Consider the following 26,471-nt stretch of genomic DNA (forward strand, 5'->3'; position numbering starts at 1 on the left):
ATACTGTTCGATTAAAAACAGTGGGTTCCCCCATTCGGAAATCTCCGGATCAAAGCTTACTTACAGCTCCCCGAAGCATATCGGTGTTAGTGCCGTCCTTCATCGGCTTCTAGTGCCAAGGCATCCGCCATGCGCCCTTAATAACTTAACCTATATAAGTTATTAAGCCTAAAAAATTAAAACTTAATAATTCAAAATCTATAAAAGAAATTTGTGTTTGTGTTACTTTCAATGTCGTTTTATCCAGTTTTCAAAGAACAATTGTTGAAGATCATTTGCATGAGCCTTCAAAACTAAACAGCAAGTAAGATAATCTGTAGAAGACCCAAAGGTCTTTTCCGTTATATTCCTTAGAAAGGAGGTGATCCAGCCGCACCTTCCGATACGGCTACCTTGTTACGACTTCACCCCAATCATCTATCCCACCTTAGGCGGCTGGCTCCTTACGGTTACCCCACCGACTTCGGGTGTTACAAACTCTCGTGGTGTGACGGGCGGTGTGTACAAGGCCCGGGAACGTATTCACCGCGGCATGCTGATCCGCGATTACTAGCGATTCCGGCTTCATGCAGGCGAGTTGCAGCCTACAATCCGAACTGAGAACGATTTTATGAGATTAGCTTACTCTCGCGAGTTTGCGACTCTTTGTATCGTCCATTGTAGCACGTGTGTAGCCCAGGTCATAAGGGGCATGATGATTTGACGTCATCCCCACCTTCCTCCGGTTTGTCACCGGCAGTCTCCTTAGAGTGCCCAACTAAATGATGGCAACTAAGAATAAGGGTTGCGCTCGTTGCGGGACTTAACCCAACATCTCACGACACGAGCTGACGACAACCATGCACCACCTGTCACCAATGTCCCCGAAGGGAAAATCCTATCTCTAGGACGGTCATTGGGATGTCAAGACCTGGTAAGGTTCTTCGCGTTGCTTCGAATTAAACCACATGCTCCACCGCTTGTGCGGGCCCCCGTCAATTCCTTTGAGTTTCAACCTTGCGGTCGTACTCCCCAGGCGGAGTGCTTAATGCGTTAGCTGCAGCACTAAGGGGCGGAAACCCCCTAACACTTAGCACTCATCGTTTACGGCGTGGACTACCAGGGTATCTAATCCTGTTTGCTCCCCACGCTTTCGCGCCTCAGTGTCAGTTACAGACCAGACAGTCGCCTTCGCCACTGGTGTTCCTCCAAATCTCTACGCATTTCACCGCTACACTTGGAATTCCACTATCCTCTTCTGCACTCAAGTTCCCCAGTTTCCAATGACCCTCCACGGTTGAGCCGTGGGCTTTCACATCAGACTTAAGAAACCACCTGCGCGCGCTTTACGCCCAATAAATCCGGACAACGCTTGCCACCTACGTATTACCGCGGCTGCTGGCACGTAGTTAGCCGTGGCTTTCTAATAAGGTACCGTCAAGGTACGTTCATTTCCTAACGTACTTGTTCTTCCCTTACAACAGAGTTTTACGATCCGAAAACCTTCATCACTCACGCGGCGTTGCTCCATCAGACTTTCGTCCATTGTGGAAGATTCCCTACTGCTGCCTCCCGTAGGAGTTTGGACCGTGTCTCAGTCCCAATGTGGCCGATCACCCTCTCAGGTCGGCTATGCATCGTTGCCTTGGTAGGCCGTTACCCCACCAACTAGCTAATGCACCGCGGGCCCATCCTACAGTGACGCCGAAGCGCCTTTCAACTTCAAAACATGTGATTCGAAGGATTATCCGGTATTAGCCCAGGTTTCCCTGAGTTATCCCGATCTGTAGGGCAGGTTGCCCACGTGTTACTCACCCGTCCGCCGCTAAATCAGAGAAGCAAGCTTCTCGTCATTCGCTCGACTTGCATGTATTAGGCACGCCGCCAGCGTTCGTCCTGAGCCAGGATCAAACTCTCCATAAAAGTAGTTTGAAAGCTCATTTGCTTTGCTAGCGTTATCTTTTGATAACAATTGCTTATTCACTTAATGTGATAAGACTTGTTTGTGATTATCTTCTTGCTTGTTTAGTTTTCAAGGTTCATTCACTAAGTTGCCTTAGCGACTTTATTATTATAACATGATATTTTATCTTGTCAAGAACTTTTTAAAATTCTTTTTTCAAGATATTTTCTCAGTCACTCGTTAGCGACTTAGTTATTATATCAAGTTGTTTTTTGATAGTCAAGAACTTTTTTAGAAAAGTTTTATTTGTTTTTCACGTCAGCTCTTAACGACTTAATTAGTATATCACTATACTTTAAATATTGCAAGCACCTTTTTTAAAAAAGATTATTTACATTATTTGATGTAATTACTTCTTCGTAACAACATGTTTTATATTGTATATCTTCTCTTTTTAAATTACAAGTAGTAAATGTACGGGATATAAAAAAGGTATCGATTCAAGATCGATACCTTTTAATATTATATAGAAATAATTAATCGCGTTGACGCATTAATGGGAATAATAATACATCACGAATTGATTGAGAGTTTGTTAATAACATAATTAGACGGTCAATACCAATACCTAAACCACCTGTTGGAGCCATACCATACTCTAAAGCTTCTAAGAAGTCTTCGTCCATCTCATGTGCTTCATCATTTCCTTGTTCCTTCTCAACCATTTGAGATTCAAAACGCTCGCGTTGATCGATTGGATCATTTAACTCTGTGAACGCATTTGCATGCTCACGACGTACGATGAATAACTCAAAACGATCTGTGAAACGAGGATCTTCTGGATTTTTCTTCGCTAATGGTGAGATTTCAACTGGGTGACCGTATACAAATGTAGGTTGAACTAATGATTCTTCAATTTTTTGTTCGAAGAATTCATTAATGATATGTCCTACTTCCATTGTATCTTTGATTTCTACATGGTGTTCTTTTGCTAGAGCTTGTGCTTCTTCTTTCGTCATTTCTTTCCAGAAGTCTACACCTGTTGCTTCTTTAACAGCATCTACCATGTGCATACGTTTCCAGCCTTTAGATAAATCAATTACATCTTCACCGTACTGAACTTGTGTTGTACCAAGAACTTCTTGTGCTACGTGAACGAATAAGTCTTCAGTTAAATTCATGATATCTTCGTAATCTGCATATGCTTCATATAACTCTAATAATGTAAATTCAGGGTTATGACGAGTTGATACACCTTCATTACGGAATACGCGACCGATTTCATATACTTTCTCTAATCCACCTACGATTAAACGTTTTAAGTAAAGCTCAATCGCAATACGCATATACATTTGTGCATCTAATGCATTATGGTGTGTAACGAATGGGCGTGCTGCTGCTCCACCTGCTACAGAGTTTAGCATTGGTGTTTCTACTTCTAAATAACCTTTGTTATCTAAGAAGTTACGGATTGAACGAATGATTTGGCTACGTGTAATGAATGCTTTTTTGCTTTCATCATTTGTCATTAAATCTAAGTAACGTTGACGGTAACGTTGTTCAACGTCTTGTAAACCATGGAATTTTTCAGGCATTGGGCGTAATGACTTTGTTAAGAAAGTGAACTCTAATGCTTTGATTGTTAATTCACCCACGTTTGTTTTAAAGAGCGTTCCTTTAATCCCAACAATGTCACCTAAGTCTGCACGTTTAAAGATTTCATAAGCTTCTTCACCAATCGCATCTTTACGTACATAAATTTGAATTTGGCCACCTAAATCTTGAATGTTTGCGAAGCCTACTTTACCTTTACTACGCTTCGTCATAATACGACCAGCTACAACTACCTCTACTGCTTCTCTTTCTTCTAACTCTTCTTTTGAAACAGCTTCAAATTGTTCATGTAATTCATTTGTTAAGTGCGTTCTTTCAAAGCGTTGACCGAATGGATCTAAGCCAGCTTCTCTGATTGAATCCATCTTTTGGCGTCTCACCAAAACTTGGTCATTTAATTCTTCTGACACATCTTTCACTCCTTATAATTGTTCCGCTCATAGCAGTCCATAATGTATTTATTGTACACAATTTTAGCATACAATTCATGCCTTTCCTCTCATTTTCTTTTGATTGAAAGTGCCTATGTCCATTTTTCAAACAATCGTACACCATCATGTCCATTCTCAGAAAGGAGTTCTTCTGCACTTTTTCGTTGTACAGGATGTATAACTTCTGCGTTCAGTTCAACCAATGGAACTAATACGAAAGCTCGCTCATGCATTCGTGGGTGCGGTACAGTCAGTATGGGTGTATCGATTACTTCATCACCATATAATATAATATCTAAATCCATCGTACGTGGGCCCCAACGCACTACTCTTACGCGCTTCAATTCTTGTTCAATTGATTGGCACACAGTTAGTAATTCTTCTCCTGTTAGCTCAGTCTCTACTTCCGCTACAATATTCATAAATACATCCTGATCTTCATATCCAACAGGATCCGTATCATATATAGAAGAAACTCGAATAACTTGGATGTGTTCATGTGCTTGTAAAAGTTCAACTGCTTGCTTTAGAGACGCTACTTTATCCCCCATATTCGAACCTAATGAGATATAAGCGCGCGTCATATTCCCTCACCTCGTGTAATTTCAACAGCCACTTCACGATAATGCCCTGGAATTGGTGGGTCTGGTTTAATCACTTCGACTTGCACGCCTTTTACTTGATTCGTAAATGTACTTAAAATTGTTTGTGCAATTTTCTCAGCTACAGCCTCAATTAGTTTGTATGGTTTGCCTTCTACAATCTCTTTTGTTAACTCATATACTTCTGCATAACTCACTGTTTTGTTTAAATCATCTGTTTGACCTGCTTCTTTTAAATCCACAGCTAATTTTAATGTCACTCGGAAACGTTGTCCTAATGTTGTTTCCGCTTCTAATACACCATGATAGCCATAAAACTCTACATCTCTTAAATGAATATAATCCAATTCTCTCTCTCCTATCGTAAAGCGTCCATTGTTTTCATCATACGGGCAATCGGCTTCACATCATGTACACGTACCATATGACAGCCCTTATCTACACCGTAACAACAGCTTGCACCCGTTCCTTCCATTCGTTCCTCAACAGGTAAATCTAAAATATGACCAATCATGCGTTTTCTTGAAGTCGCAAGTAGTACAGGATAACCATAATCAACAAGTTCAGCTAAATAACGCATCATCTCAATATTTTGCTCATGTGTTTTTCCAAAACCAATACCCGGGTCGAGCCAAATGTTTTCATGTGGCACTCCTGCTTCCAAAGCAATTCGAATACTTTCTTCTAAATCTTCACGTACTGCTTGGAAAAAAGCGTCCCCTACATATTCTTGTTGTCGGTTATGCATCAGAATAATCGGCGCATCCCACTTAGCTGCTACCTTCGCAATATTCGGATCATGCTTCGCTCCCCAGATATCATTCACAATATGTGCTCCTGCTTCTAAAGCCGCCTCTGCTACTTCTGATTTGAATGTATCAATCGAAATCAAAACATCTAATTCTTTACGAATGGCACGAATAACAGGCACAACACGTTGAATCTCCTCTTCAATTGATACAGGTGTATAACCTGGTCGTGTTGATTCACCGCCAATGTCGATAATCTTAGCGCCATCTGCTACCATCTCTTTTGCATGAACAACTGCACGTTCTACCGAATTAAATTGCCCACCATCTGAAAATGAATCTGGTGTCACATTTAAAATACCCATCACATATGTTTCTTTTCCAAAATGTAATGTATGGTTTCCGATTGGCTTTTCTTTATAATGTTCTAACATCATAGACGTAATCCCTCAATTCTCTTTTGATAAGCTTCGTATAATTGTTGATACACTTCACCATCACAACCTTTAAATTCCTTCGCACCCAACTTTCGTATCGCTACAATTTCTTGAATAGAAGTTGTTACAAAACATTCATCTGCTTGTTCTACCTCTTCTTTTTGATAGAGACCTTCAATTAAAGGAATTTCCAAGCTACGCGCTATTTCCATTACAAATTGTCTTGTAATCCCGTTTAAAATACCCGTTTCCAAAGAAGGTGTATAGATTCGACCATTGGTTACCCAAAAGATATTTGATGTAATCCCTTCCGCTACATTGCCCTGTTCTGTCACATAAAAACCTTCTAAATCTTTTAGTGAAGGTACTTCTTGGCGCGCTAAAATATTATTGGCGTAGTGGTGTGATTTGAATCGTGTCGTTTGTTCTGGTTGACTTCTGATCGTATCAAGCCAAACAGCTGACTTTTCTCGGCAAACAGGTGGTAGTTCCTTACGAAAAATGATAACTGTTGGATTTTCATATGTTCTCGCTTGTAATCCGAGTCCTTCATCTCCAGCAGAGACATTCAAACGAAAATAACCGTCTTCACCGTTCGATTTAGCTGTTAACTCTCGAATGACTTCTTTTAATTCCACATCTGTATAAGGTAATTGAATGCGATACGTAGCAAGCGCTTCTCTTATACGCTGCATATGCTCTGCGAATAGGAATGGTTCCCCATCATATGTACGAAACGTCTCAAAAAAACCAAGCCCGTATAAATAACCATGATCAAAAGGTGAAATATGTAAATCTTCTGCTCTTACAAATTCACCATCTTTAAAGCACCACATACACTTTCCTCCTAACAATATGTTTTAATGAAGTTTTCTAATAACATAAGCCCTTTTTCAGTCATAATCGATTCAGGATGGAACTGGACACCTTCTACAGCATATTCTTTATGACGTAACCCCATAATCTCGCCTTCCTCTGTCCAAGATGTAACTTCTAAACAGTCAGGTAATGTTTTTGGGTCAACAATTAAAGAATGATAACGTGTAGCGATATATGGGTTCGGCATATTCTGGTTCATCCCTTTGTTCTCATGATAGACAGGTGACGTTTTGCCATGCATAAGACGTTCTGCACGAATGACATCTCCACCGAATACTTGCGCAATCGATTGATGACCTAAACATACGCCTAAAATCGGAATCTTCCCTGCAAAATGCTGGATGATTTCTAAACTCATACCTGCTTCATTCGGTGAACATGGTCCTGGAGAGATAACAATCATTTTCGGATTCCATTCTTCAATTTCAGCAATGCTTACTTCATCATTTCGTTTTACAAACAATTCTTCACCTAACTCACCAAAGTACTGCACGATATTGTAGATAAATGAATCATAGTTATCAATCATTAAAATCATTTCGTCAACTCCTCCACCATCTGAACTGCTTGCCACATTGATTTTGCTTTATTCAGCGATTCCTCATATTCTTTCTCTGGAATCGAATCAATAACAATCCCTGCTCCTGCTTGAATATGCACACGCTCATCTTGAATGAAAGCTGTTCGAATCACAATATTGAAGTCTAAATCGCCATTATAGCCCATCCAACCGATTGATCCTGTATAAATACCGCGTCGAACAGGCTCCAGTTCTTCAATAATTTCCATCGTACGAATTTTCGGGGCACCTGTAATTGTACCGCCTGGGAACATCGCACGTACTACATCGGCATTCGATTTAGAAGGATCTAATTCACTTCGAACATTAGATACGATATGCTGCACATGTGAATACTTCTCGATAACCATAAATTCATCGACATGAACAGTACCGTAAGCTGATACTTTTCCTAAATCATTGCGTTCTAAGTCAACTAACATAACATGTTCTGCACGTTCTTTTGGATGTTCTATTAGTTCATTTGCAAGTGCTAAATCTTCCGCATCATTTGCACCACGTGGACGCGTTCCTGCAATCGGACGTGTTGAGAGAGCTGTTCCTTCTTTTTTCACAAGTAATTCTGGTGAGCCTGATACAATCGCAAAATCTGGTGATTGAATGAATGCCATGTATGGTGAAGGATTAAATGTACGAAGCGCCTCATATAAAACAATCGCATCTGTTGTGAATTCTTTCGACTGACGCACAGATAAGTTCACTTGGAATACATCACCTTGTGCAATATATTCTTGAATCTTTCGTACAGCTTGTTCGAACTGTTCCCCTGTCATCGATACATCTCGCGGCTCCATCTGATGTTGCACACTTAATGTATCTGCAGAAAAGATTCGTTCAGAACCTTCTACTTCCCATTCTTCTTGCCACTTTTCTAAATCTACTTTACTTGTTGAAGTCTTCATCAATGTCACATTTTGATTTGCTTCATCATATACTGCCCAAGCATCCACTAAATACATATACTGATCTGGTAATCGTACATCTGCTTCTGCTGTTTCAGCTAATTTTTCAATTTTACGCGTGTAGTCATATGAAACTGTCCCCATTACACCACCTGTAAAAAATTCACTATTCGATGTTACTGCATATTCTTTTGTTAGTTCTTCTATTAAATGAAGTGATTCCCCCACGCGCTCTTCTACTGAACCATCTCGCCAATCAATACGAATACCATTATCTTGTGATGAAATAATTGCTAGTGGATTCCAAGCAGCAATCGACTGCTTTCCCCCTCGTCCACTCTCTAATAAAATATGATGTACTTCTTGCTGTGTCTGTCGTTTATAGCGATAAAAAAATGCGTCCTTCGTCATCGGAAACGCATCTGTTTGAAAAAGCTGATTCGTCAAAGTAATTCCCCCACTGTATGTATTTTCTCTGTTGTCCCTAGTATATGAAATGTTGGAAGTTTTCGCAAAAGTGACTATATTTTAAACACAAGGCTCTGTTTAATTAAGTTGTTGATATTTGACTATTACGAACATTCATTCTAAAACACTGTTAAGAATATCTGTTCGGAGGGGCGAAGTTATGAAGGTAGTTGAGATTATTAATGCCCCTTCACGGTACTCGACCTGTTTTTCAAGAAGTAAGTGAAACGAAAGCAAAGAATGGGCTGTGTTGTGTTCATAGTACTGCTTCAAATGTTGTTCGTTTTGGGACATTTGAAGTGAAAAATGGGTTAAAAACGGTAAAGCGTCAACGATATCGTTGTAAAAACTGTCAAAAAACATTTACAGAATCAACTGCTACGCCTATTTATCGAACAAGAAAATCAAATCGTTGGTTAGAATTTATCGAATGTATGTTAAGTGGATTAAGCCTTCATGAATCCGCTAAAAAGATGAAGGGAATTTCACATACTACGTTATTTTTTGGCGACATAAAATCCTTCCTGCCTTATCACAAATTAAAATCAATTCATTCGAAGAAATTGTTGAAATGGACGAAACTTACTTCTTATACTCTGAAAAAGGAAAGCGTAAAATCGCAGGAAGAAAACCTCGCAAACGGGGTGGTAAATCTCAATTTAAAGGGATTAGTCACGAACAAGTATGTGTATTAGTGGCTCGTGACCGAACAAAAAATACTTTTGTTGGGTTACTTGGTCGTGGTCGTATAACGAAAAAACAATTAGATAAAGCAATTGGTGATAAATTGAATTCTTCAACCGTACTATGCACCGATGCTTGGCGAGCGTTTAAAACGTATGCAAATGATAAAGGATTTACACACTATCGTTTTAAAACAGGTGCAGAATGAACTAAGGGGATTTTTCATATACAAAATGTAAATAATTTTCATCAACGCTTAAAACAATGGATAATACGTTTTAAAGGAGTTGCTACAAAATATTTGCAACAGTATTTGGAATGGTTTAATTTCTTGGATACACTTTCGTTTGATTCTAATGAACGTAGTATTCGTGCATTTGCGGTGGAAAGTTGCTTATACCCAATAAACGAAACAAACGCAACGATACCATTAAGAAAAATGATAGCATAAAAATGTTTTGGGAATATTTGTAGAACGATAATGTATAATGAATGAAAAACAAGTAGCCTTAGCTAATAAAAGAACAGGATTACGAAAAAAGAAGGGGGGATAAATTTGAGAAAAATTTTATTAATAATAAGTTTGTTATTATTAGTTGCGTGTTCAAATGATGAGGTTAAATATGATGGAGTACCTTTAAAAATTGCTGTGGTTGGTGATATTCCTGAAATGAATAACGAAAAAATTCAATTCGAACAAATTCTATTAGATGAATTTAGTGAAGATACATTGCGTATTTCAACAAATTTTGATGCGGTTATGATAACACCAGTGATGTTTGAAGAAGCATCAGATGATAGATTTATTAAAGTTTATGATAATTCTAAAATGCCTATTATTTTTTTCGATTCAACAAAACGTCATTTTCCATTTACAAGAGAAGGGACTACCTTTAAAACGGCTCATTGGGAATCATTAAATAATGGTTCGCATACGACAATTTATTTATCTGATATTGATGCAAATAGAGAAGATGCTTGGTATTTCTATTTGAAAGATGAAAAAGAGTTGGATATCCTTTACAAAGAGATTTTTCAAAAGGTTGAAACGTTATAAAGGGTAGATTTTTATGTATTTGCCACTCGCAAACCAGCGTATTCGAAATTTCCCGAATACGCTTTTAATTTGAAGAAAAACAACAATCAAGTTAAACAGAGCCAAACACAAAAAAGGAACTGCGCCAAAGCACAATTCCTCTTATTCAATCATCTATTGATTAGTCATCAAAGTGATAAAGTGGTGTTGATAGGTAACGTTCTCCGTTTGAAGCAAGAACTGCTAGTACGTTTTTGCCTTTTCCAAGACGTTTTGCTGTTTCAAGTGCTGCATATACTGCTGCTCCAGAAGAAATACCACCTAGAATACCTTCTTCTTTTGCTACTTTACGTGCTGTATCAAATGCTGCTTCATTTTCTACTGGGAAAACAGAGCCATATACTTCTGTGTTTAATACTTTTGGTACGAAACCAGCACCAATACCTTGGATTTTATGTGGACCTGGTTTTCCACCTTCTAATACAGGCGAATCTTTTGGTTCTACAGCGATTACTTCTAGTTCAGGGAATTTTGCTTTTAATACTTCACCTGCACCTGTAATTGTACCGCCTGTACCAACACCTGCGATGAACGCATCCAATGTTAAACCAGCTTGTTCGAATGCATCAACGATTTCTGGACCTGTTGTTTCGCGGTGAACAACAGCATTTACAGGGTTTTCGAATTGTTGCGGTAAGAACCAGCCATTTTCTTTTGCAAGTTCTTCTGCCTTTGCAATAGCGCCTTTCATACCTTCTGCACCTGGTGTTAAGATTAATTCTGCACCATATGCACGTAATAAGTTACGACGTTCCATTGACATTGTATCTGGCATTACGATGACTGATTTATAACCTTTTGCAGCAGCAATCATCGCTAAACCGATTCCTGTATTACCTGAAGTTGGCTCAATTAATGTGCTACCTTCTTTTAAAATACCGTCTTTTTCAGCTTGTTCTACCATACCTAAAGCTAGACGATCTTTTACAGAACTTCCTGGGTTCATATATTCTAATTTCACATATACGTTTGCGTCATTTGGTCCTGTTAAGTTATTTAATTTAACGATTGGTGTATTACCTACTAAATCTGTTACTGATTGTACAATTTGATTTGTCATGCAATCCCACTCCTAATCCCTAGTAAATTTGTATGTTTTATTAATTTAATAATACGCGCGCATTTTATGAATGTCAATCAAAAGATACCCTAAAATGTGACAAAAAATGTATTTTTCTAAATTTTCGTAAAAAAAGAGCCACTCCTTATTATGAAGCGACTCCCTTTCTTTTATTTAATTCGTTGGGAACCAACCATTTGGCTCTACATTTAAACGAATATTAATCTGTTTTACTTCTTGGAATTCTTCCAAACTGTATTTACCTAAACTACGACCAATACCCGATTGTTTATATCCACCCCATGGCGCTTCCACATATGTTGGGTGATAATCATTCACCCATGTGATACCTGCACGCACTTTTTTAATAACACGTAACGCTTTGGCGCCGTCACCAGAGAATACACCACCAGCTAAACCATAATCAGTATCGTTTGCTAATTGGATAGCTTCTTCTTCTGTTTTAAATTTTTGAATTGTTACAACAGGACCAAAAATTTCTTCACGAACGATACGCATATCTGGGGTACAGTCAGCGAAAACAGTTGGTTCAATAAAGAATCCCTTGTCTAAACCATCTGCTGTCACACGATGACCACCTGAAACTAGACGTGCGCCTTCTTCTTTACCGATTTCAATATAAGAGAGAATACGATCCAATTGTTTTTGGCTAACAATCGCACCCATGTTTGACTCTGGATTTAGTCCTGGTCCCACTTTAATTAATTTTGCACGTTCTGCAAAACGTTCTACATAAGCATCATAAATGCTCTCTTCTACAAGAATACGACTACCTGAAGAACATACTTGGCCTGAGCCGAAGAAAATGCCGAATAGACCATAATCCACAGCTGTTTCTAAGTCTGCATCTGCGAAAATAATATTTGGCGACTTTCCACCTAATTCAAGTGAAATCTTTTTCAAGTTACCAGAAGCAGCCTTCATAATTTCACGACCAACTGCTGTACTTCCCGTAAATGAAACCATATCTACATCATGACTTTCAGAAATGGTTTGCCCTACTGTTTGCCCGTCACCAATGACCATGTTCATCACACCTTTTGGAACGCCTGCTTCTTCAATGATTTCAACAAGGCGTTGTGCATTCATCGGTGTAACTTCAGATGGTTTATAAACAATCGCATTTCCTGCTGCTAATGCAGGCGCAATCTTCCAAACCGACATAAGAATCGGGAAGTTCCACGGAACAATTAGTCCCGTAACGCCCACTGGTTCTTTTACAACCATTGCTTGCACATTATCTGGTACATGATACGTTTCACCATCTGGATGAAGCATAATACCAGCATAATAGCGGAAACAAGCTGCTGCATCTGCAACATCGAATTCTGATTCTGCTAGAATTTTACCGTTATCAATTGTTTCTGCTTTCGCAAGTTCATCAGCTTCTGCTTCAATTAAATCCGCAATTTTCAACAGAACTGCTGCACGTTCATGCGTTGTCTTTTCAGACCAAATACCACTTTCAAATGCTTGACGTGCTGCTTGAATCGCGCGCTCTGTATCTTCTTTTGTTGAAAAAGGAATTTTACCGATTACTTCACCTGTTGCTGGGTTAATGACATCCTCTACATGATTTGATGAAGGCTTTTGCCATTCACCATTAATATAGTTTTTTAATGTTTTTACCGCTTGCGTTGCTTCCATGTATGCTCCGTCCCTTCTGATGTTCGTTTTATTTAGCTAATACAGCTGTATCAAATTTTTCAGATAGTACTTTTTTGAATGTGTTGATTACTTGATCTGCTTCTTCGTAAGAAATTGTTAGTGGTGGCTCAATACGAATTGTTTTCGAGTTGATTAATGTTCCTGCTACAAGAATGCCTTCATCGAACATTCCTTTTGATACTTCATATCCAATTTCATCTGTGTGGAATTCAATACCAATCATTAAACCAATACCACGTACTTCTAATACTTTATCGCCATGTTCTGTTGCTGCTTCACGAAGACCTTTTAACATATATTCGCCAACTTCTGCTGCGCGCGCTGGTAAGTTATCTTCTAAAAGGACACTAATTGTTGCAAGAGCTGCTGCACATGCAAGTGGGTTACCACCGAATGTTGTTGTATGCATGAATGGGTTGTCGAATAATACAGAGAATACTTTTTCGCTACCCACTACAGCACCTGCTGGCATAATTCCACCGCCGAATGCTTTTGCAAGAGCAAGTAAATCTGGTGTTACACCGAATAATTCTGAAGCGAACATCGCACCTGTACGTCCCATACCTGTTTGTACTTCATCAAAAATTAATAATGCGCCGAACTCGTCACATAAATCGCGTACACCTTGTAAGTACTCACGAGTTGGAATAATGATTCCGCCTTCGCCTTGAATTGGTTCTAAAATTACTGCTGCTACATCATCACCTGTTGACTGACATGCTTCGAATGTTTTACGCATATAATCAAGATCGCCGTATGGTACATGACGGAATCCAGGAATTAATGGTTGGAATGGTTTACGGAACACACCTTTTGCTGTACTTGATAAAGAACCTAAGCTTTTACCGTGGAATGCTTTTGTGGCTGCGATAAAAGTTGAGCGTTCAGTGTTGTACATTTTTGCAATTTTCAACGCACATTCTACTGATTCTGTACCACTGTTTGTAAAGAATGAATATTTTAAATCTCCTGGTGTGATTTCTGCTAAAACTTTACCTAGCATACCGCGTAGTGGATCAAGTAAATCTTGTGAGTGTAGTGCTTGGTGCTGTAATTGATCCATAACTGCTTTTACCACTTTCGGATTACGGTGACCTACATTATAAATACCGAAACCACCTAGGCAGTCTAAATATTCTTTACCGTTTACATCTTTGAAGTGTGAACCTTCATCTGACCACTCAACAGCAGCAAATTGATTATCAACTGTTACCGTTTTACGATATTCTAAAAATCCAGGATTAATATTTTCGCGGAAACCATTAACTGTTTCCTCTGTAATCCATTTCGCGTCTTCAGAAGTTAATTCCTTCTTTTCTACTAAACTTAATACTTGGTTGATATATTGTAATACTTGATTATTGTTTGACATATAATTGTTCTCCTTTGTTAGTCGAAGTCGACTTTATTATTTAAAACATATGAATTTTCCAATTTTTCAGCTGCTAAAGTTGCTTCAGCAAACTCAAGCTGCTCTTGTGGATCTAATTTAGCAATTTTGATATTAAAGATTCCGAAAAGAATCGCAATAATTGGACTGATAATACATAAGAATGCGTAAGGCGCATATTCAATCGTCGCTACTCCAAGCGTGGCTGCCATAAAAGCTCCACATGTGTTCCACGGAACAAGTGGTGATGACATCGTTCCAGCATCTTCGAGTGTCCTCGATAAAGCTTTTGGATGAAGTCCTCTCTTTTTATACGCCGTTAAATACATACGTCCTGGTAGTAGAATCGATAAATATTGGTCACAAGCTACGACATTTGCAGAAATACATGTAACAACTGTTGTAGCAATTAGACTACCTGTTGATTTAGCTAAATTCAGTAAGCTATTTACGAGTACTTCTAAAATACCTGTTGTTTCTAAAATACCGCCTAAGCTCATCGCTAACATAACGAGACTTACTGTGTACATCATCGTTTCGATGCCACCATTGTTTAAAAGGTTATTAATTACCTCGTTATTTGATTTTCCTTCGTAACCTGAAACCATTGTCCCTAAAACTTTTTTAATTGAAGCGCCTTGTACGATTATCGCTGTTACAAAGCCAAGAATAGAACCAATTAGTAGCCCAGGGATAGCCGGCATACGAAAAGCAATTAATACGAGAACAATAACAGGTACAATCAGTAACCATGGTGAGATGACAAATAACTCTTTTAAGTCATTTTGTAATGTTACGATTGTGTCAGCGCTTCCATTTTTCGTATTTTGAGATAATCCTAAAATAAAGAATAGAATAATGGAGATAATCCAAGCTGGCATCGTCGTAAACATCATATTACGAATATGGTCGAATAACTCTACACCTGTAATACCTGGTGACATATTCGTTGTTTCTGATAGCGGTGAAAGTTTATCACCAAAATAACACCCTGAGATAACTGCCCCCGCTACCATTGCCGGATTATAACCAAATACAGTACCAATTCCCATTACAGCAATACCAATTGTGCCTGCAGCTGTCCAAGCATTACCTGAAGCTACTGCTACTAAACTACAAATAACGATTGCGATTGGGAGAAATAGGCCTTGTGATAAAAATTCCACACCATAGTAAATCATTGTCGGGACAATACCTGCAGCTAACCATGTCGAGATTAATGTTCCCAAGATAATTAAAATGAGTAGGGCTTGTAAGGAAAGGGTGATTCCTTTCATGACTCCTTGCTCTAGTTCCTTCCAAGAAAAGCCTAAGTACAATGCTACTAAACTAGCAACTACCGCACTTAGCATGATTGGTACATGTGGGTCCGATCCATACATAAATACACCCACAAATAACAATACAACCATTGAAACGATGGGTATTAGAGCAATACCCACTGTTGGCACTCTTTTTTCTCGCATTCTCAAGCGAAGTCCCTCCTTCATGTTCTTTAATTGATCAAGAATGATTGATTTACTTATGGATATCCATTTTTCAGGTACACTCCATACGTTTTCAGAAAAGTAAGAATATGTTACACTTATTCTGAGAGTTTTCAGCGCTATTAAAATATACATATTTTTACACATATAAATTATTCTCGCTTATTCAATTTTACGCTACAAACATTCTTAATTTTCTAACTTATTAAAAGTATGCCAATTTATAGAAAAAAAGAAAAGAACCACTTTCAAAAAAAAATAAGAACCACTTTTCAAAAAGGAGTTGTGACATACGATGCTAAAAGATAAAAAATATAAATATCAACTTGTATATGAACGCATCAAAGAACAAATTTTAGCTGGGAATTATCAACCTCATGAGAAATTATTATCTAAAAGAAAAATTTCCGAGCAATTCAACGTGAGTATTAACTCCGTCATTGTCGCACTCGATCAACTTATTGTAGAAGGGTATGTTTATAGTTTAGAAAGAAAAGGATATTTTGTAGAGGACATTACAAGGTATGATTTAGATGATCAAGAATGGAGTGGGCTACCAGCTGAATTAAAAGAGCAGCCGATTGAACGCCCTTACCAGACTTCATTTTCACATATGGCTTCGAATATGAGCCTGTTTCCTTATAACGAATGGTTAAAGTGTGAGCAAAAAGCGATTCAGCAATTCAATAATGAGCTATCTCACTTATCTCACCAGCAAGGACCTTACATTGTGCGTCAGACTTTAGCACAACATTTGAACTTTAAACGAGGTGTACGTTGTGAGCCAGAGCAAGTAGTGCTTCATTCTTCTAGTCAGGCTTTAATGAGCCAACTACTCGAATTATTTGATGATGCACCGCATACCATCGCATTAGAAAATCCAGGTTACGCACGTTATAAAGCGTTAATTGAAGATTATGGATGGGATGTATTAACGGTACCTCTTGATGAAAAGGGGTTTGATGTAGAACGACTTCAAAATCAAGATGTCCAACTCGTATGTGTCACACCTGCACATCAATTTCCTATGGGGATGATTATGCCGATCTCTAGAAGATTTGAATTATTAAACTGGGTCAACGTTCCGCAAGAGCGTTATATTATTGAAGATGATTATGATAGTGAATATAAATATGAAACAGCGCATATTCCCTCGCTACAAAGTTTGGATCGTAGTCAACGTACTATCTACATGGGTACATTCTCCAAAACATTGTTTCCTGGTATTCGTATTAGTTATATGGTACTGCCACCTAACCTTTTAAAAAAGTATAAAGAAAAATTCAATCATTTAATTCCATCTTGTAACACATTAAACTTATATACTTTACATTTTTTTATGAAAGATGGTTATTACCAAAAACACTTATCAACCATGACTGAACACTTTGAAGAAGTACGCAAATGTTTAATTCATACACTAGAAGAGGCTTTTGACGAGGACTTAAATATTATCGATGTGCCAGCTGGACTACATTTTATTATTCATTACAATACAGAAAGATCTTATGCAGAGATTTTAGAATGTGCCAAAAATGAAAGTCTTGAAATTTTTAGTTTAGAACGCTTTTACCTTACACCTGTAGAGGATGAGGATGATGGGCGTTATTTTATTCTAGGGTTTGCTAGCTTACAATTGCATGAAATCCCCTATGCAGTGAAAAAATTAAAAAATATTTTAAATCGTTAAATGACATAAATAAAAAAGCTTTCCACTCCAAACTTGAGCGGAAAGCTTTTTTGTATTATTTTTGAGCGCGTACTTCTTCGATAATATCGCGTAATTCGTCTTCTGAATAACTGTATTTTTCCATACAGAAATGACATTCAGCTTCTGCACCATGATCTTCATCAATCATCGCCTGTAATTCTTCTTCACCTAGTCCAATTAAAGCATTTGAAAAACGATCTTTTGAACAGTTACATGAGAATGTAACATCTTGGCGATCTAAAATTTCGACATGTTCTTTACCTAACACTGCTTCTAAAATTTCTTCTGGTGTGAAGCCTTTTTCAATCATTTTTGAAACAGGTTCAATTTTTGATAGTGCTTCTTCGATTTGTGTAATGGTTTCATCATCTACACCTGGCATAACTTGGACAATGAAGCCCCCTGCTGCTTTAATTGTATAATCTGGATTAACAAGTACACCTAAACCAACTGCTGACGGTGTTTGTTCCGATTTTGTGAAGTAATATGCGAAATCTTCACCTAATTCACCTGATACTAATTCAACTTGTCCTGTAAAGTAATCACGTAATCCAGCATCTTTTACAACAGATAACGAACCTTGTGTACCTACAGCACGGCGTACATCTAATTTACCGAATTGATTTAATTCAAAATCCACGTGCGGGTTCATTGCATAACCACGTACTTCACCTTTTGCGTTTGCGTCAACGATAATCGCACCAATAGGACCGTCACCTTGAACTTTAATTGTTAATTGGTCGTCACCTTTTTGCATAGCACCCATCATGACACCAGCAGTCATTGTACGTCCAAGTGCTGCTGAAGCTGTTGGCCATGTATCGTGTCGACGTTGTGCTTCACCTACTGTTTCTGTTGAGCTTACAGCAAATGCACGCACACTTCCGTTAAAACCAATTGCTCTTACTAAATAATCTGACATGTATTATATCCTCTTTTCTTTATAAGCATAATTAAAACATCTTTCGACATCATAACACAGGTACTCCTATAAAAAAAAGTTGACCGACTCGGAGAGTCGGTCAAAATTTTTTATTCACGTTCTTCTTGAATACCGTCTTTATTTTTACTTAATGAATCTGGTTTTGGAAGATCCGCTGTCGATGGATCAGGGTCTCCTCCAAATGTTTCATCTAACACAAGTGCTTCTGGATCATCGTCTACTTTTTTCTTTTCATATGAGCGTTCTGGTAACTTACCATACTTCTCTAAGTGTTCGATTTGTTCTGCATCTAGTGTTTCAACTTCTAATAGCGTTTGTGCGATTAGATTTAATAATTCACGACGTTCAGTCAGAATATCTTTTGTACGTTGATATTGTTCTGCAACCATTGATTGCATCTCTTGATCAATTTCATATGCGATTTTATCAGAGTAATTTTGTTCTGAAGACATATCGCGTCCTAAGAATACATTACCACCTTGATTTGCGCCGAATTGTAATTGACCTAACTTATCACTCATACCGTATTCTGTAACCATTGAACGAACAATACTTGTAACACGTTGGAAGTCATTATGCGCACCTGTTGATACTTCACCAAATACGACATCTTCTGCTACACGTCCACCAAGTAAGCCCGCTACTTTATCAAGAAGCTCTGGTTTTGTCATGAAGTAACGATCTTCTTTTGGAAGCATTACTGCATAACCACCTGCTTGTCCACGTGGTACGATGGTTACTTTATGAACCTTTTCAGCTTCATCAAGTGTTAAACCAACAACAACGTGACCTGCTTCATGATAAGCAACGATGTTACGTTCTTTCTCAGAGATTACGCGGCTTGTTTTCGCAACACCCGCGATTACACGGTCTGTTGCTTCATCAATATCACCCATATCGATTTTCTTCTTATTTGAACGAGCAGCAACAAGTGCAGCTTCATTTAATAAGTTTTCTAAATCGGCACCAGAGAATCCTGGTGTACGTTGTGCGATTGCTTTTAAATCTACTGATTCATCTAATGGTTTTTTACGTGCATGAACTTTTAATACAGCTTCACGACCTTTAACATCTGGACGACCTACTGTAATTTGACGGTCAAAACGACCTGGACGTAACAATGCAGGGTCTAAAATATCTGGGCGGTTTGTGGCAGCAATGATAATAATACCTTCATTTGCTCCGAAACCATCCATCTCAACAAGTAATTGGTTTAATGTTTGTTCACGTTCATCGTGACCACCACCAACACCAGCTCCACGTTGACGACCTACTGCATCAATTTCATCGATGAAAATGATACATGGCGCATTTTTCTTCGCATTTTCAAATAAATCACGTACACGTGACGCACCGACACCGACAAACATCTCTACGAAATCAGAACCTGAAATCGAGAAGAATGGTACGCCTGCTTCACCAGCTACCGCACGTGCTAATAATGTTTTACCTGTTCCTGGAGGACCTACTAATAGAATCCCCTTCGGAATGCGTGCACCAATCTCTTCAAATTTCGTATGATCCTTCAAGAAGTCTACTACTTCTACAAGCTCTTGCTTTTCTTCATCAGCACCAGCTACATCTGTGAAGCGTACACGTTTCTTTTGGTCATCATACAATTTTGCTTTACTCTTACCAAAACTCATTACACGGTTTCCACCGCCCTGAGATTGATTTAATAAGAAGAAGAAGAGAATGAAAATAATGATGAATGGGATAATCCCTGTTAATAACGATAACCAACCATTTGATTCTTGTGCAGGTAAGAAATTAATATTGTTCTTATTATCTTGCGCTGCTTTACGAATTAAGTTTAATAATTCCTGATCATCTTGTGGTACATTCGTAATAAACGATTCATCTTGTTTATAACCTTCTAACTTACCTTTTACAACGAATACTAACCTTTCAGGTTGAATATCCGCCTCTGTAATTTGTCCATCTTCTAACGCTGTTACAAACTCGTGATAATTCAATTCTTTTGTCGGTTTATTTTTGCCATTGAATGTGCCAAAAATCCCTACAATCACGAGGAAAATCAATAAATACAATATGGCGTATCGAAATACTCGATTCATCCCCAGCCTCCTCACAAGGTAAACAGAAAAACTATAATAAATCTTATCATATGACTATTTGCGCGTACAATTTAAAAGCTTTGTTTTAAACAAATTTCAAGTGAAATTTGTCACATTATTTTAAAATGAATAAACTGATTTTTTCAGCACGCCAATATATGGTAAGTTACGATATTTTTCTGCGTAGTCTAAACCATAACCAACAACGAACGCATCTGGTACGTCGAAGCCTACATAGTCTGCTTCTAGCTTCACTTTACGTCCTGATGGCTTATCTAATAATGTTACGATTTTAATTGATTTTGCTTTACGATATTTAAATAAATCTACTAGATAGCTTAGTGTTAAACCTGAATCGATGATATCTTCAATGATGATAATATCGCGACCTTCAACACTTGTATTCAAATCTTTTACGATTTTTACTTCACCTGAAGATACCGTTGCGTTACCATAGCTTGTTACATCCATGAAATCAATTTCGATGTATGCATCAATACGCTTCATTAAATCTGCCATAAAAGGCATAGCACCTTTTAAAACACCCACTAATAATGGGAATTTGTCTTGATAATCAGCTGTTAACTGTGCACCAAGTTCTTTCATTTTTTCTTGTAATTGTTCTTCAGAAATTAATACTTCTTCGATGTCCTTTTGAAGCATATTTGTATCCTCCTTAAATATAAATAGATTACTGCTTTGGAGCGGTATCTATCATTAATACTACACCATCATCTATTGAACGCATATCGTCTTGTAAAAGACGACTCACTCGTAAATCTAGAATCGCTAAAATTTGATTCTTTGCATCCACAAGAATAGGCCATGTACTTCTTTTTGACTGCGGTATTTTCGCATCAATTAAAATGCGTGATACCTTTTTAGAACCATTCACACCTGGTAAGTACATACGATCACCAACTTCTTTTGTTCGAATGGTTAAAGGAAGTTGTTGTGTAGACAGTATGTAACTTTTAACGTATTTACTTACTTGTGGCGCTGAACTTTTTTGGAACACTCCTATTTTACAACCATTTATTAAGGTGACCCATTCACCTAATTGCAGCTGAAGTGGTTGGACGACTTGCTGTACTTGTGGACGTTTTGTTAAAACCAAAACATCATATGTGCGAATCGCTCTTCCTCCTAAAGGCAGTGAAATTTCGTTATGTCCATCTGTTTTTTGAATAAGCTCTAAAATAGCTGTCCAAAGTGCATGACTTTGCGCAACGATTGTATCTTTGTAAAGATATTTTAATAGTAGTAGAATGGCTCTTCTTTGTAAAGCAAGTGACTGCTTTTGAAACGGAAGAATACGCAGATAAATCTCATCATCACTTTTTTGTATTTCACACTGTTTTAAAACACTTTCTGCTTGCTCGTTTAAATAAACATCTTCTGCTTGCTCTTTTTCGGTAAAATACTGAAAAGCTGCTGCAACTTGTGGATTCTCTTTCTTCATAAAAGGAACGACATGATGGCGTATACGATTTCGTAAATAATCGTCTTTTGCATTACTTGCATCTTCTCTATACATTAAAGATTGACTATTTAAATACGCGACGAGTTGTTCTCTTGTTACACTTAGAAAAGGGCGAATAATTTTAAATGAGCACCAAGATTTCTCAGCAGACATACCTAGAACCCCTTGGATATGAGCTCCTTTTATAAGAGCCATTAATACCGTCTCCATTTGGTCATCAGCATGGTGTGCCACAGCTAATTTATTATAATGATGTTGCTTCATCACTTGTTCAAAATAGTGATACCGTTCTCTTCTACAAGTGTCTTGTAAATTACCATTCTCTCTTTTCAAAATTTCAGAAATTGGAATATCTGTAGAGAAAACAGGGATTTCTCTTTCCTTACAAAAATCTTCTACAAACTGTCGATCTTCATACGACGCTTCACCGCGTAACATATGGTTTACATGTACAGCTGCTAAATCAATTGCATAATGTTTTTGATAAGTGTGTAGAAAGTGTAAAAGGACAATCGAATCAATTCCACCTGAACATGCAACTAAAATGCGATCTCCAGATTGAATCAACGCATGAGTTTGAATATATTCATTCACTTCCTGCTCAAATTTGACCATCTCTTTCACCTCTTAGCTTTATCATAGCATTTTACAGAGGTAGAAGTAATAGAATAAAGTGTTGAAATCCCCCTCCTTATCAAATATTTTATAAATCAATACCAAATAAGATGGTATTATTTTTCATTCCTTATTTAATACCCCAATTTTTTCTAAAAAATGCTATAAATATCGTGGAAAAACAAATACTTTTGCAAAGTATTATTTTTTTTTCAAAAATGGGTTGACGGTATCGCAATCCTCTTGTAATATAATCTATGTTGTCAAAAAGACAGCAACTAACGGCGACCTAGCTCAGCTGGCTAGAGCGTTCGGTTCATACCCGAAAGGTCGGGGGTTCGATCCCCTCGGTCGCCATAATCGGCCCCTTGGTCAAGCGGTTAAGACACCGCCCTTTCACGGCGGTAACACGGGTTCGAATCCCGTAGGGGTCATATTAAAAGAAGCTTTCCAATTAGGAAAGTTTCTTTTTTTGTTTTTTTACGATAATAATAAACTAATTGAATCATGCTATATAAGGAATTTATTACAATTATTATAAACAATCTTTTTAAAAATGGCTATTTTCGATAACTATAAAAAGGTGAGAGAATTCTTGATCAAGAATTCTCTCACCTTTTAAGATCTATTCAAACACTTTTTCTATGACCAAAGAGTTTGCAAATTAACCTCTTTTTGCTCCACGGCCACCGCGTTTTGATTCAGTTGCACGCTTTAATGTTGTTAGACGGTCTTCACTGTCTTTTAAGAAACGTGCCATTTTTTGTTCGAAGTTCTCTTGCGGTTGACGACTCTCGCCACGATTTCCGCCACCACGATTATTGTTATGACGAGGACGTTGCGGGCGTTCTGGACGCTCTGGACGTTCTGCTTGAGGTTTTGCTTTACGAATTGAAAGTCCAATTTTACCATCAGCTTCCACATTCATTACCTTAACTTCAACCATTTCTCCAACTTTTAAATGATCGTTAATATCTTTTACATAGTTATCAGCAACTTCACTAATATGCACAAGACCTGTTGAGTTATCTGGTAATTCAACGAATGCTCCAAAATTTGTAATACCTGTTACTTTACCTTGCACTTTGCTGCCTACTTCAATTGCCATAAAAAAAATGCTCCTCCTTAGAATTTAAGCGACTATCTCTAGTCAATAACCATATTGTTTGGTACTTTTCTTCAATACTTCATTGTTCTACCCATATACACTATATGAATATCCACTGCAAGTAATTCAGCCGTAGTCCGACGGGAATGATACGCAATCGCTCATTCATCTGTATTGCTTATTCTTATTTTACAATAAGACGCGTCAGATGAACATATTTAAAGTTCCAATGACTTTAAACTTGCTTATGACTTACTCTTATTATAACGATGAAAAAACACGTGTCAACAACACTACTTCTTTTCATTTTCCGTAAGATCTATTCCTTCGTCGTCTTCTGAGTCTTCTGGTAAATGGAATATTTTCTCACCTTTTTTAGATAAAAATAAGTCTTTTCGTACAATCTTAGCGATGTAATCATCATCATCTAATTTTACGAGTTGCGCATTTAATTCTTTCTTATATTGCTTTTGTTCTAACTTTTCTTTTTTTAATGCTACTTGTTCTTGTTGTTCTTTTTTCAATACTTGATGCTGATTTATAATTGTAAATACTAATGTACCCATAATTAAGAAGAAAACTGTACCCATAATAGCGAGATTTCGATACAGCGAAACTTTTTTATTATGTAGTCTTTTTTCACGAAGCTCTTCTTGTTTTGCAAATTCTGTATGAATACGACTTACTGTATTACGCTTTCTTTCAGACACAATCTCTCCTCCTTTTTTTGACCAATCTATTTGTTCATTATAAAGGAAAATCGACAAATATTGTATTGTCAAACCACATTTTTGCAATAAATTAACAAAAAATAGTTCTTTTTTCTACCTATTCTTCATCGTCAATGAATTGTGGCTCGATTTTTTCCAGTCTTTCTTCTTTTAAAATTGTGTACATTGTACTTGCTTCTTCTTTACGCACAACATCTTTTAATAACTCTACTCGTACTGTTACAATTTTTTGACCGAAGCGAATCGCTAATTCATCGCCCACTTTTACTTTACTCGCTGCTTTTACCACTTTCCCGTTGATTTCAATACGCCCTTGATCAGCTACCTCTTTTGCTAATGTACGACGTTTGATTAAACGTGAGAGTTTCAAAAATTTATCTAATCTCATAATGATTCTCCTTCTTTTTCTTTGGCTTCTCTCCAAAATTGTAATAATGCTTCTACAGAGTAGTCTTCCCAACTACCTTTTACTTGTTGCTCTACATAACCGAAACGTTTTGCAAATTTTGCATTTGCTAATACCATCGCTTCTTCAGCAGAAATCTTATAGTGGCGTGCTACATTCACAAGAGTCGTTAGTACATCGCCGAATTCTTCGATTTGCTCTTCTTTTGTTCCTTTTTCAATTGCTTCTTTTAATTCAGCCAACTCTTCTTCCACTTTACCCCAGAATGCTTCAGTTGTACCCCATTCAAACCCTAATTTTGCTGCTTTTTTTTGATAATTATATGAAGTTTGTAACGATGAAGCTGCACGATACTCACCTTTTAGTACAGGTTCATCTTCATGGTTCTGGTGTTCTTCTTTTTTAATTTTTTCCCAATTCGCATTAATTTCCGCAACGCTTTCAACGTGTACATCACCGAAAACATGCGGATGACGACGAATCATTTTTTCGTTAATCGCTTGAATAATATCTTCTAAGTTGAAATAGCCTTCATCTTCTCCAATTTGTGCATTCATTAAAACAAGCATTAACAAATCGCCAAATTCCTCAATCATATGGTCATCATCTTGTTCATTTACTGCCTGGATTGCTTCATGTGCTTCTTCAAGTAAATAACGTGTTAAACTTTCATGTGTTTGCGCACGGTCCCATTCGCAACCTTCTGGACTACGAAGTGTGGCAATGATTTCACGTAATGTTGAAAACTCCTTTAATGCCTCTTTTGCATCTTGAACAGGTGGAACATAGACAGTTGTTAAATTATTAATTTCCGCAACGTGATCTAATTCATATAACGGTACCGTTTTAATGACTTCCTCTTTTGAACCTGCTGCTGTTACGATTGTTACTTCATAATCATCTGGATACTTCTCCATCAATGTTAATTTTACGTGTGAGGCGCTAATTTGGTCATACACTTGTGCAATTAATAAATGATTTTGCATATGCACGTGATGAACGGAAAACGTTGCACCATCTACCATTTGGAAGCCGTCAATCGGATCAATTTTAAGCGTTGTAAACATCGCATCTAAAAAGCTCTGCCCACCTTCAATCGATAACTGAATCTCACCTTTTTTCTCCGCTTCAATTAATAGTTGAATCGTCATCTCTGCAACAAGTGGATGACCTGGAACTGCATAAAGAACAGGTTCCTTTTCAGCTTTTTCAATTAATGTAGAAGCGATTTCTTGATATACGGGTAAAAATTCATCATGTTTTTCATACACTTCATCAAAACTGATAAATGATACACCTTCTTTTTGTAATTCCGCGACAACAGGATGATCTAATGTACGCATATATACTTCTTTTGCATTTTTTAATGTTCGGTAAACACCCATCGGTAACTGTTCAAAGTCACCTGCACCTAAACCTACAACTGTAATTTCTTTCATTTTTAAC

General features: G+C 37.6%; 21 protein-coding genes, 2 tRNA genes, 2 rRNA genes and 1 pseudogene (1 of these 26 cut by a window edge). 5 read left to right on the forward strand and 21 right to left on the reverse strand.

Annotated elements, in window-relative coordinates; all coding sequences use genetic code 11:
• The 9 genes from ASO14_RS13860 to ASO14_RS13900 form a co-directional block, all read right to left on the reverse strand.
• Window positions 1–151: ribosomal RNA gene (locus ASO14_RS13860) — 23S ribosomal RNA — on the reverse strand; it reaches 2,779 nt to the left of the window's first position.
• 203 nt (window positions 152–354) lie between these two features.
• Window positions 355–1,902 (reverse strand): 16S ribosomal RNA (locus ASO14_RS13865).
• Together the 16S and 23S rRNA genes form the textbook arrangement of a ribosomal RNA operon.
• 516 nt (window positions 1,903–2,418) lie before the next feature.
• Window positions 2,419–3,915: a lysine--tRNA ligase gene (lysS, locus tag ASO14_RS13870; protein WP_197409925.1), complete on the reverse strand. Its 1,497-nt coding sequence runs from the start codon at window positions 3,913–3,915 to the stop codon at window positions 2,419–2,421.
• A 104-nt stretch (window positions 3,916–4,019) separates the two neighbouring features.
• Entirely contained in the window at window positions 4,020–4,511 is a 492-nt protein-coding gene (gene folK / locus ASO14_RS13875; RefSeq protein WP_068456669.1) for a 2-amino-4-hydroxy-6-hydroxymethyldihydropteridine diphosphokinase, read from the reverse strand.
• A complete protein-coding gene (gene folB, locus ASO14_RS13880; RefSeq protein ID WP_068456671.1) occupies window positions 4,508–4,876 on the reverse strand; it encodes a dihydroneopterin aldolase in 369 nt (122 codons plus the stop codon). Before folB ends, folK begins: the two co-directional genes overlap by 4 nt.
• Window positions 4,877–4,887: 11 nt before the next feature.
• Window positions 4,888–5,715: a dihydropteroate synthase gene (gene folP / locus ASO14_RS13885; RefSeq protein WP_411815015.1), complete on the reverse strand. Its 828-nt coding sequence runs from the start codon at window positions 5,713–5,715 to the stop codon at window positions 4,888–4,890.
• Window positions 5,712–6,551, reverse strand: coding sequence for an aminodeoxychorismate lyase (gene pabC / locus ASO14_RS13890; protein WP_068456675.1), 840 nt, complete (start codon window positions 6,549–6,551; stop codon window positions 5,712–5,714). The genes folP and pabC overlap by 4 nt, the downstream gene beginning before the upstream one ends.
• 11 nt (window positions 6,552–6,562) lie before the next feature.
• Window positions 6,563–7,132: an aminodeoxychorismate/anthranilate synthase component II gene (gene pabA, locus ASO14_RS13895; protein ID WP_068456678.1), complete on the reverse strand. Its 570-nt coding sequence runs from the start codon at window positions 7,130–7,132 to the stop codon at window positions 6,563–6,565.
• The gene (locus ASO14_RS13900) at window positions 7,129–8,487 is read right to left on the reverse strand and encodes an anthranilate synthase component I family protein (RefSeq protein ID WP_068457600.1); all 1,359 of its coding nucleotides are present in this window, start codon (window positions 8,485–8,487) and stop codon (window positions 7,129–7,131) included. Before ASO14_RS13900 ends, pabA begins: the two co-directional genes overlap by 4 nt.
• A 236-nt stretch (window positions 8,488–8,723) precedes the next feature.
• On the opposite strand from ASO14_RS13900, the pseudogene ASO14_RS15220 reads away from it, so the two are divergent.
• Window positions 8,724–9,679: pseudogene (locus tag ASO14_RS15220) on the forward strand (IS1595 family transposase); the annotation flags it as partial.
• Between the two features lie 105 nt (window positions 9,680–9,784).
• Window positions 9,785–10,285, forward strand: coding sequence for an amino acid oxidase (locus tag ASO14_RS13910; RefSeq protein WP_231726962.1), 501 nt, complete (start codon window positions 9,785–9,787; stop codon window positions 10,283–10,285).
• A gap of 160 nt (window positions 10,286–10,445) precedes the next feature.
• Here the strand turns inward: ASO14_RS13910 and cysK are convergent, their stop codons facing one another.
• The 4 genes from cysK to nhaC all read right to left on the reverse strand — a co-directional run bounded on the left by cysK (window position 10,446) and on the right by nhaC (window position 15,929).
• Window positions 10,446–11,384: a cysteine synthase A gene (gene cysK / locus ASO14_RS13915; RefSeq protein WP_068456684.1), complete on the reverse strand. Its 939-nt coding sequence runs from the start codon at window positions 11,382–11,384 to the stop codon at window positions 10,446–10,448.
• Between the two features lie 174 nt (window positions 11,385–11,558).
• Window positions 11,559–13,052: an aldehyde dehydrogenase family protein gene (locus ASO14_RS13920; RefSeq protein WP_068456687.1), complete on the reverse strand. Its 1,494-nt coding sequence runs from the start codon at window positions 13,050–13,052 to the stop codon at window positions 11,559–11,561.
• A 28-nt stretch (window positions 13,053–13,080) separates the two neighbouring features.
• Window positions 13,081–14,445: a putrescine aminotransferase gene (locus tag ASO14_RS13925; protein WP_068456690.1), complete on the reverse strand. Its 1,365-nt coding sequence runs from the start codon at window positions 14,443–14,445 to the stop codon at window positions 13,081–13,083.
• Between the two features lie 17 nt (window positions 14,446–14,462).
• Window positions 14,463–15,929: a Na+/H+ antiporter NhaC gene (nhaC, locus tag ASO14_RS13930; RefSeq protein ID WP_197409926.1), complete on the reverse strand. Its 1,467-nt coding sequence runs from the start codon at window positions 15,927–15,929 to the stop codon at window positions 14,463–14,465.
• Between the two features lie 316 nt (window positions 15,930–16,245).
• On the opposite strand from nhaC, the gene gabR reads away from it, so the two are divergent.
• Complete coding sequence (gene gabR, locus ASO14_RS13935; RefSeq protein WP_068456696.1) at window positions 16,246–17,640, forward strand: MocR-like transcriptional regulator GabR; 1,395 nt, start codon at window positions 16,246–16,248, stop codon at window positions 17,638–17,640.
• 55 nt (window positions 17,641–17,695) lie between these two features.
• Here gabR and hslO read toward each other — a convergent pair whose 3' ends face one another.
• From hslO to tilS, 4 genes are all read right to left on the reverse strand, one after another.
• Window positions 17,696–18,583 carry an Hsp33 family molecular chaperone HslO gene (gene hslO, locus ASO14_RS13940; RefSeq protein ID WP_068456699.1) on the reverse strand — a complete coding sequence of 296 codons (888 nt, stop codon included), beginning with the start codon at window positions 18,581–18,583 and terminating at the stop codon, window positions 17,696–17,698.
• 110 nt (window positions 18,584–18,693) lie between these two features.
• Window positions 18,694–20,682 carry an ATP-dependent zinc metalloprotease FtsH gene (gene ftsH / locus ASO14_RS13945; RefSeq protein ID WP_068456702.1) on the reverse strand — a complete coding sequence of 663 codons (1,989 nt, stop codon included), beginning with the start codon at window positions 20,680–20,682 and terminating at the stop codon, window positions 18,694–18,696.
• Window positions 20,683–20,802: 120 nt separating this feature from the next.
• Complete coding sequence (gene hpt / locus ASO14_RS13950; protein ID WP_068456705.1) at window positions 20,803–21,345, reverse strand: hypoxanthine phosphoribosyltransferase; 543 nt, start codon at window positions 21,343–21,345, stop codon at window positions 20,803–20,805.
• Between the two features lie 28 nt (window positions 21,346–21,373).
• Window positions 21,374–22,780, reverse strand: coding sequence for a tRNA lysidine(34) synthetase TilS (gene tilS / locus ASO14_RS13955; protein WP_068456708.1), 1,407 nt, complete (start codon window positions 22,778–22,780; stop codon window positions 21,374–21,376).
• Window positions 22,781–23,063: 283 nt separating this feature from the next.
• On the opposite strand from tilS, the gene ASO14_RS13960 reads away from it, so the two are divergent.
• A tRNA-Met gene (locus ASO14_RS13960) sits at window positions 23,064–23,137 on the forward strand.
• 5 nt (window positions 23,138–23,142) lie between these two features.
• A tRNA-Glu gene (locus ASO14_RS13965) sits at window positions 23,143–23,214 on the forward strand.
• Between the two features lie 230 nt (window positions 23,215–23,444).
• Here the strand turns inward: ASO14_RS13965 and ASO14_RS13970 are convergent.
• The 4 genes from ASO14_RS13970 to mazG all read right to left on the reverse strand — a co-directional run bounded on the left by ASO14_RS13970 (window position 23,445) and on the right by mazG (window position 26,464).
• Complete coding sequence (locus ASO14_RS13970) at window positions 23,445–23,888, reverse strand: S1 domain-containing RNA-binding protein (protein WP_068456711.1); 444 nt, start codon at window positions 23,886–23,888, stop codon at window positions 23,445–23,447.
• A gap of 293 nt (window positions 23,889–24,181) precedes the next feature.
• The gene (locus tag ASO14_RS13975; protein WP_068456713.1) at window positions 24,182–24,598 is read right to left on the reverse strand and encodes an FtsB family cell division protein; all 417 of its coding nucleotides are present in this window, start codon (window positions 24,596–24,598) and stop codon (window positions 24,182–24,184) included.
• Between the two features lie 118 nt (window positions 24,599–24,716).
• Entirely contained in the window at window positions 24,717–25,007 is a 291-nt protein-coding gene (locus tag ASO14_RS13980) for an RNA-binding S4 domain-containing protein (RefSeq protein ID WP_068456716.1), read from the reverse strand.
• Window positions 25,004–26,464 carry a bifunctional methyltransferase/pyrophosphohydrolase YabN gene (mazG, locus tag ASO14_RS13985; protein WP_068456719.1) on the reverse strand — a complete coding sequence of 487 codons (1,461 nt, stop codon included), beginning with the start codon at window positions 26,462–26,464 and terminating at the stop codon, window positions 25,004–25,006. Before mazG ends, ASO14_RS13980 begins: the two co-directional genes overlap by 4 nt.
• Between the last annotated feature and the right edge of the window lie 7 nt (window positions 26,465–26,471).

It is taken from the genome of Kurthia sp. 11kri321, assembly GCF_001534765.1.
Lineage (GTDB): Bacteria > Bacillota > Bacilli > Bacillales_A > Planococcaceae > Kurthia > Kurthia gibsonii.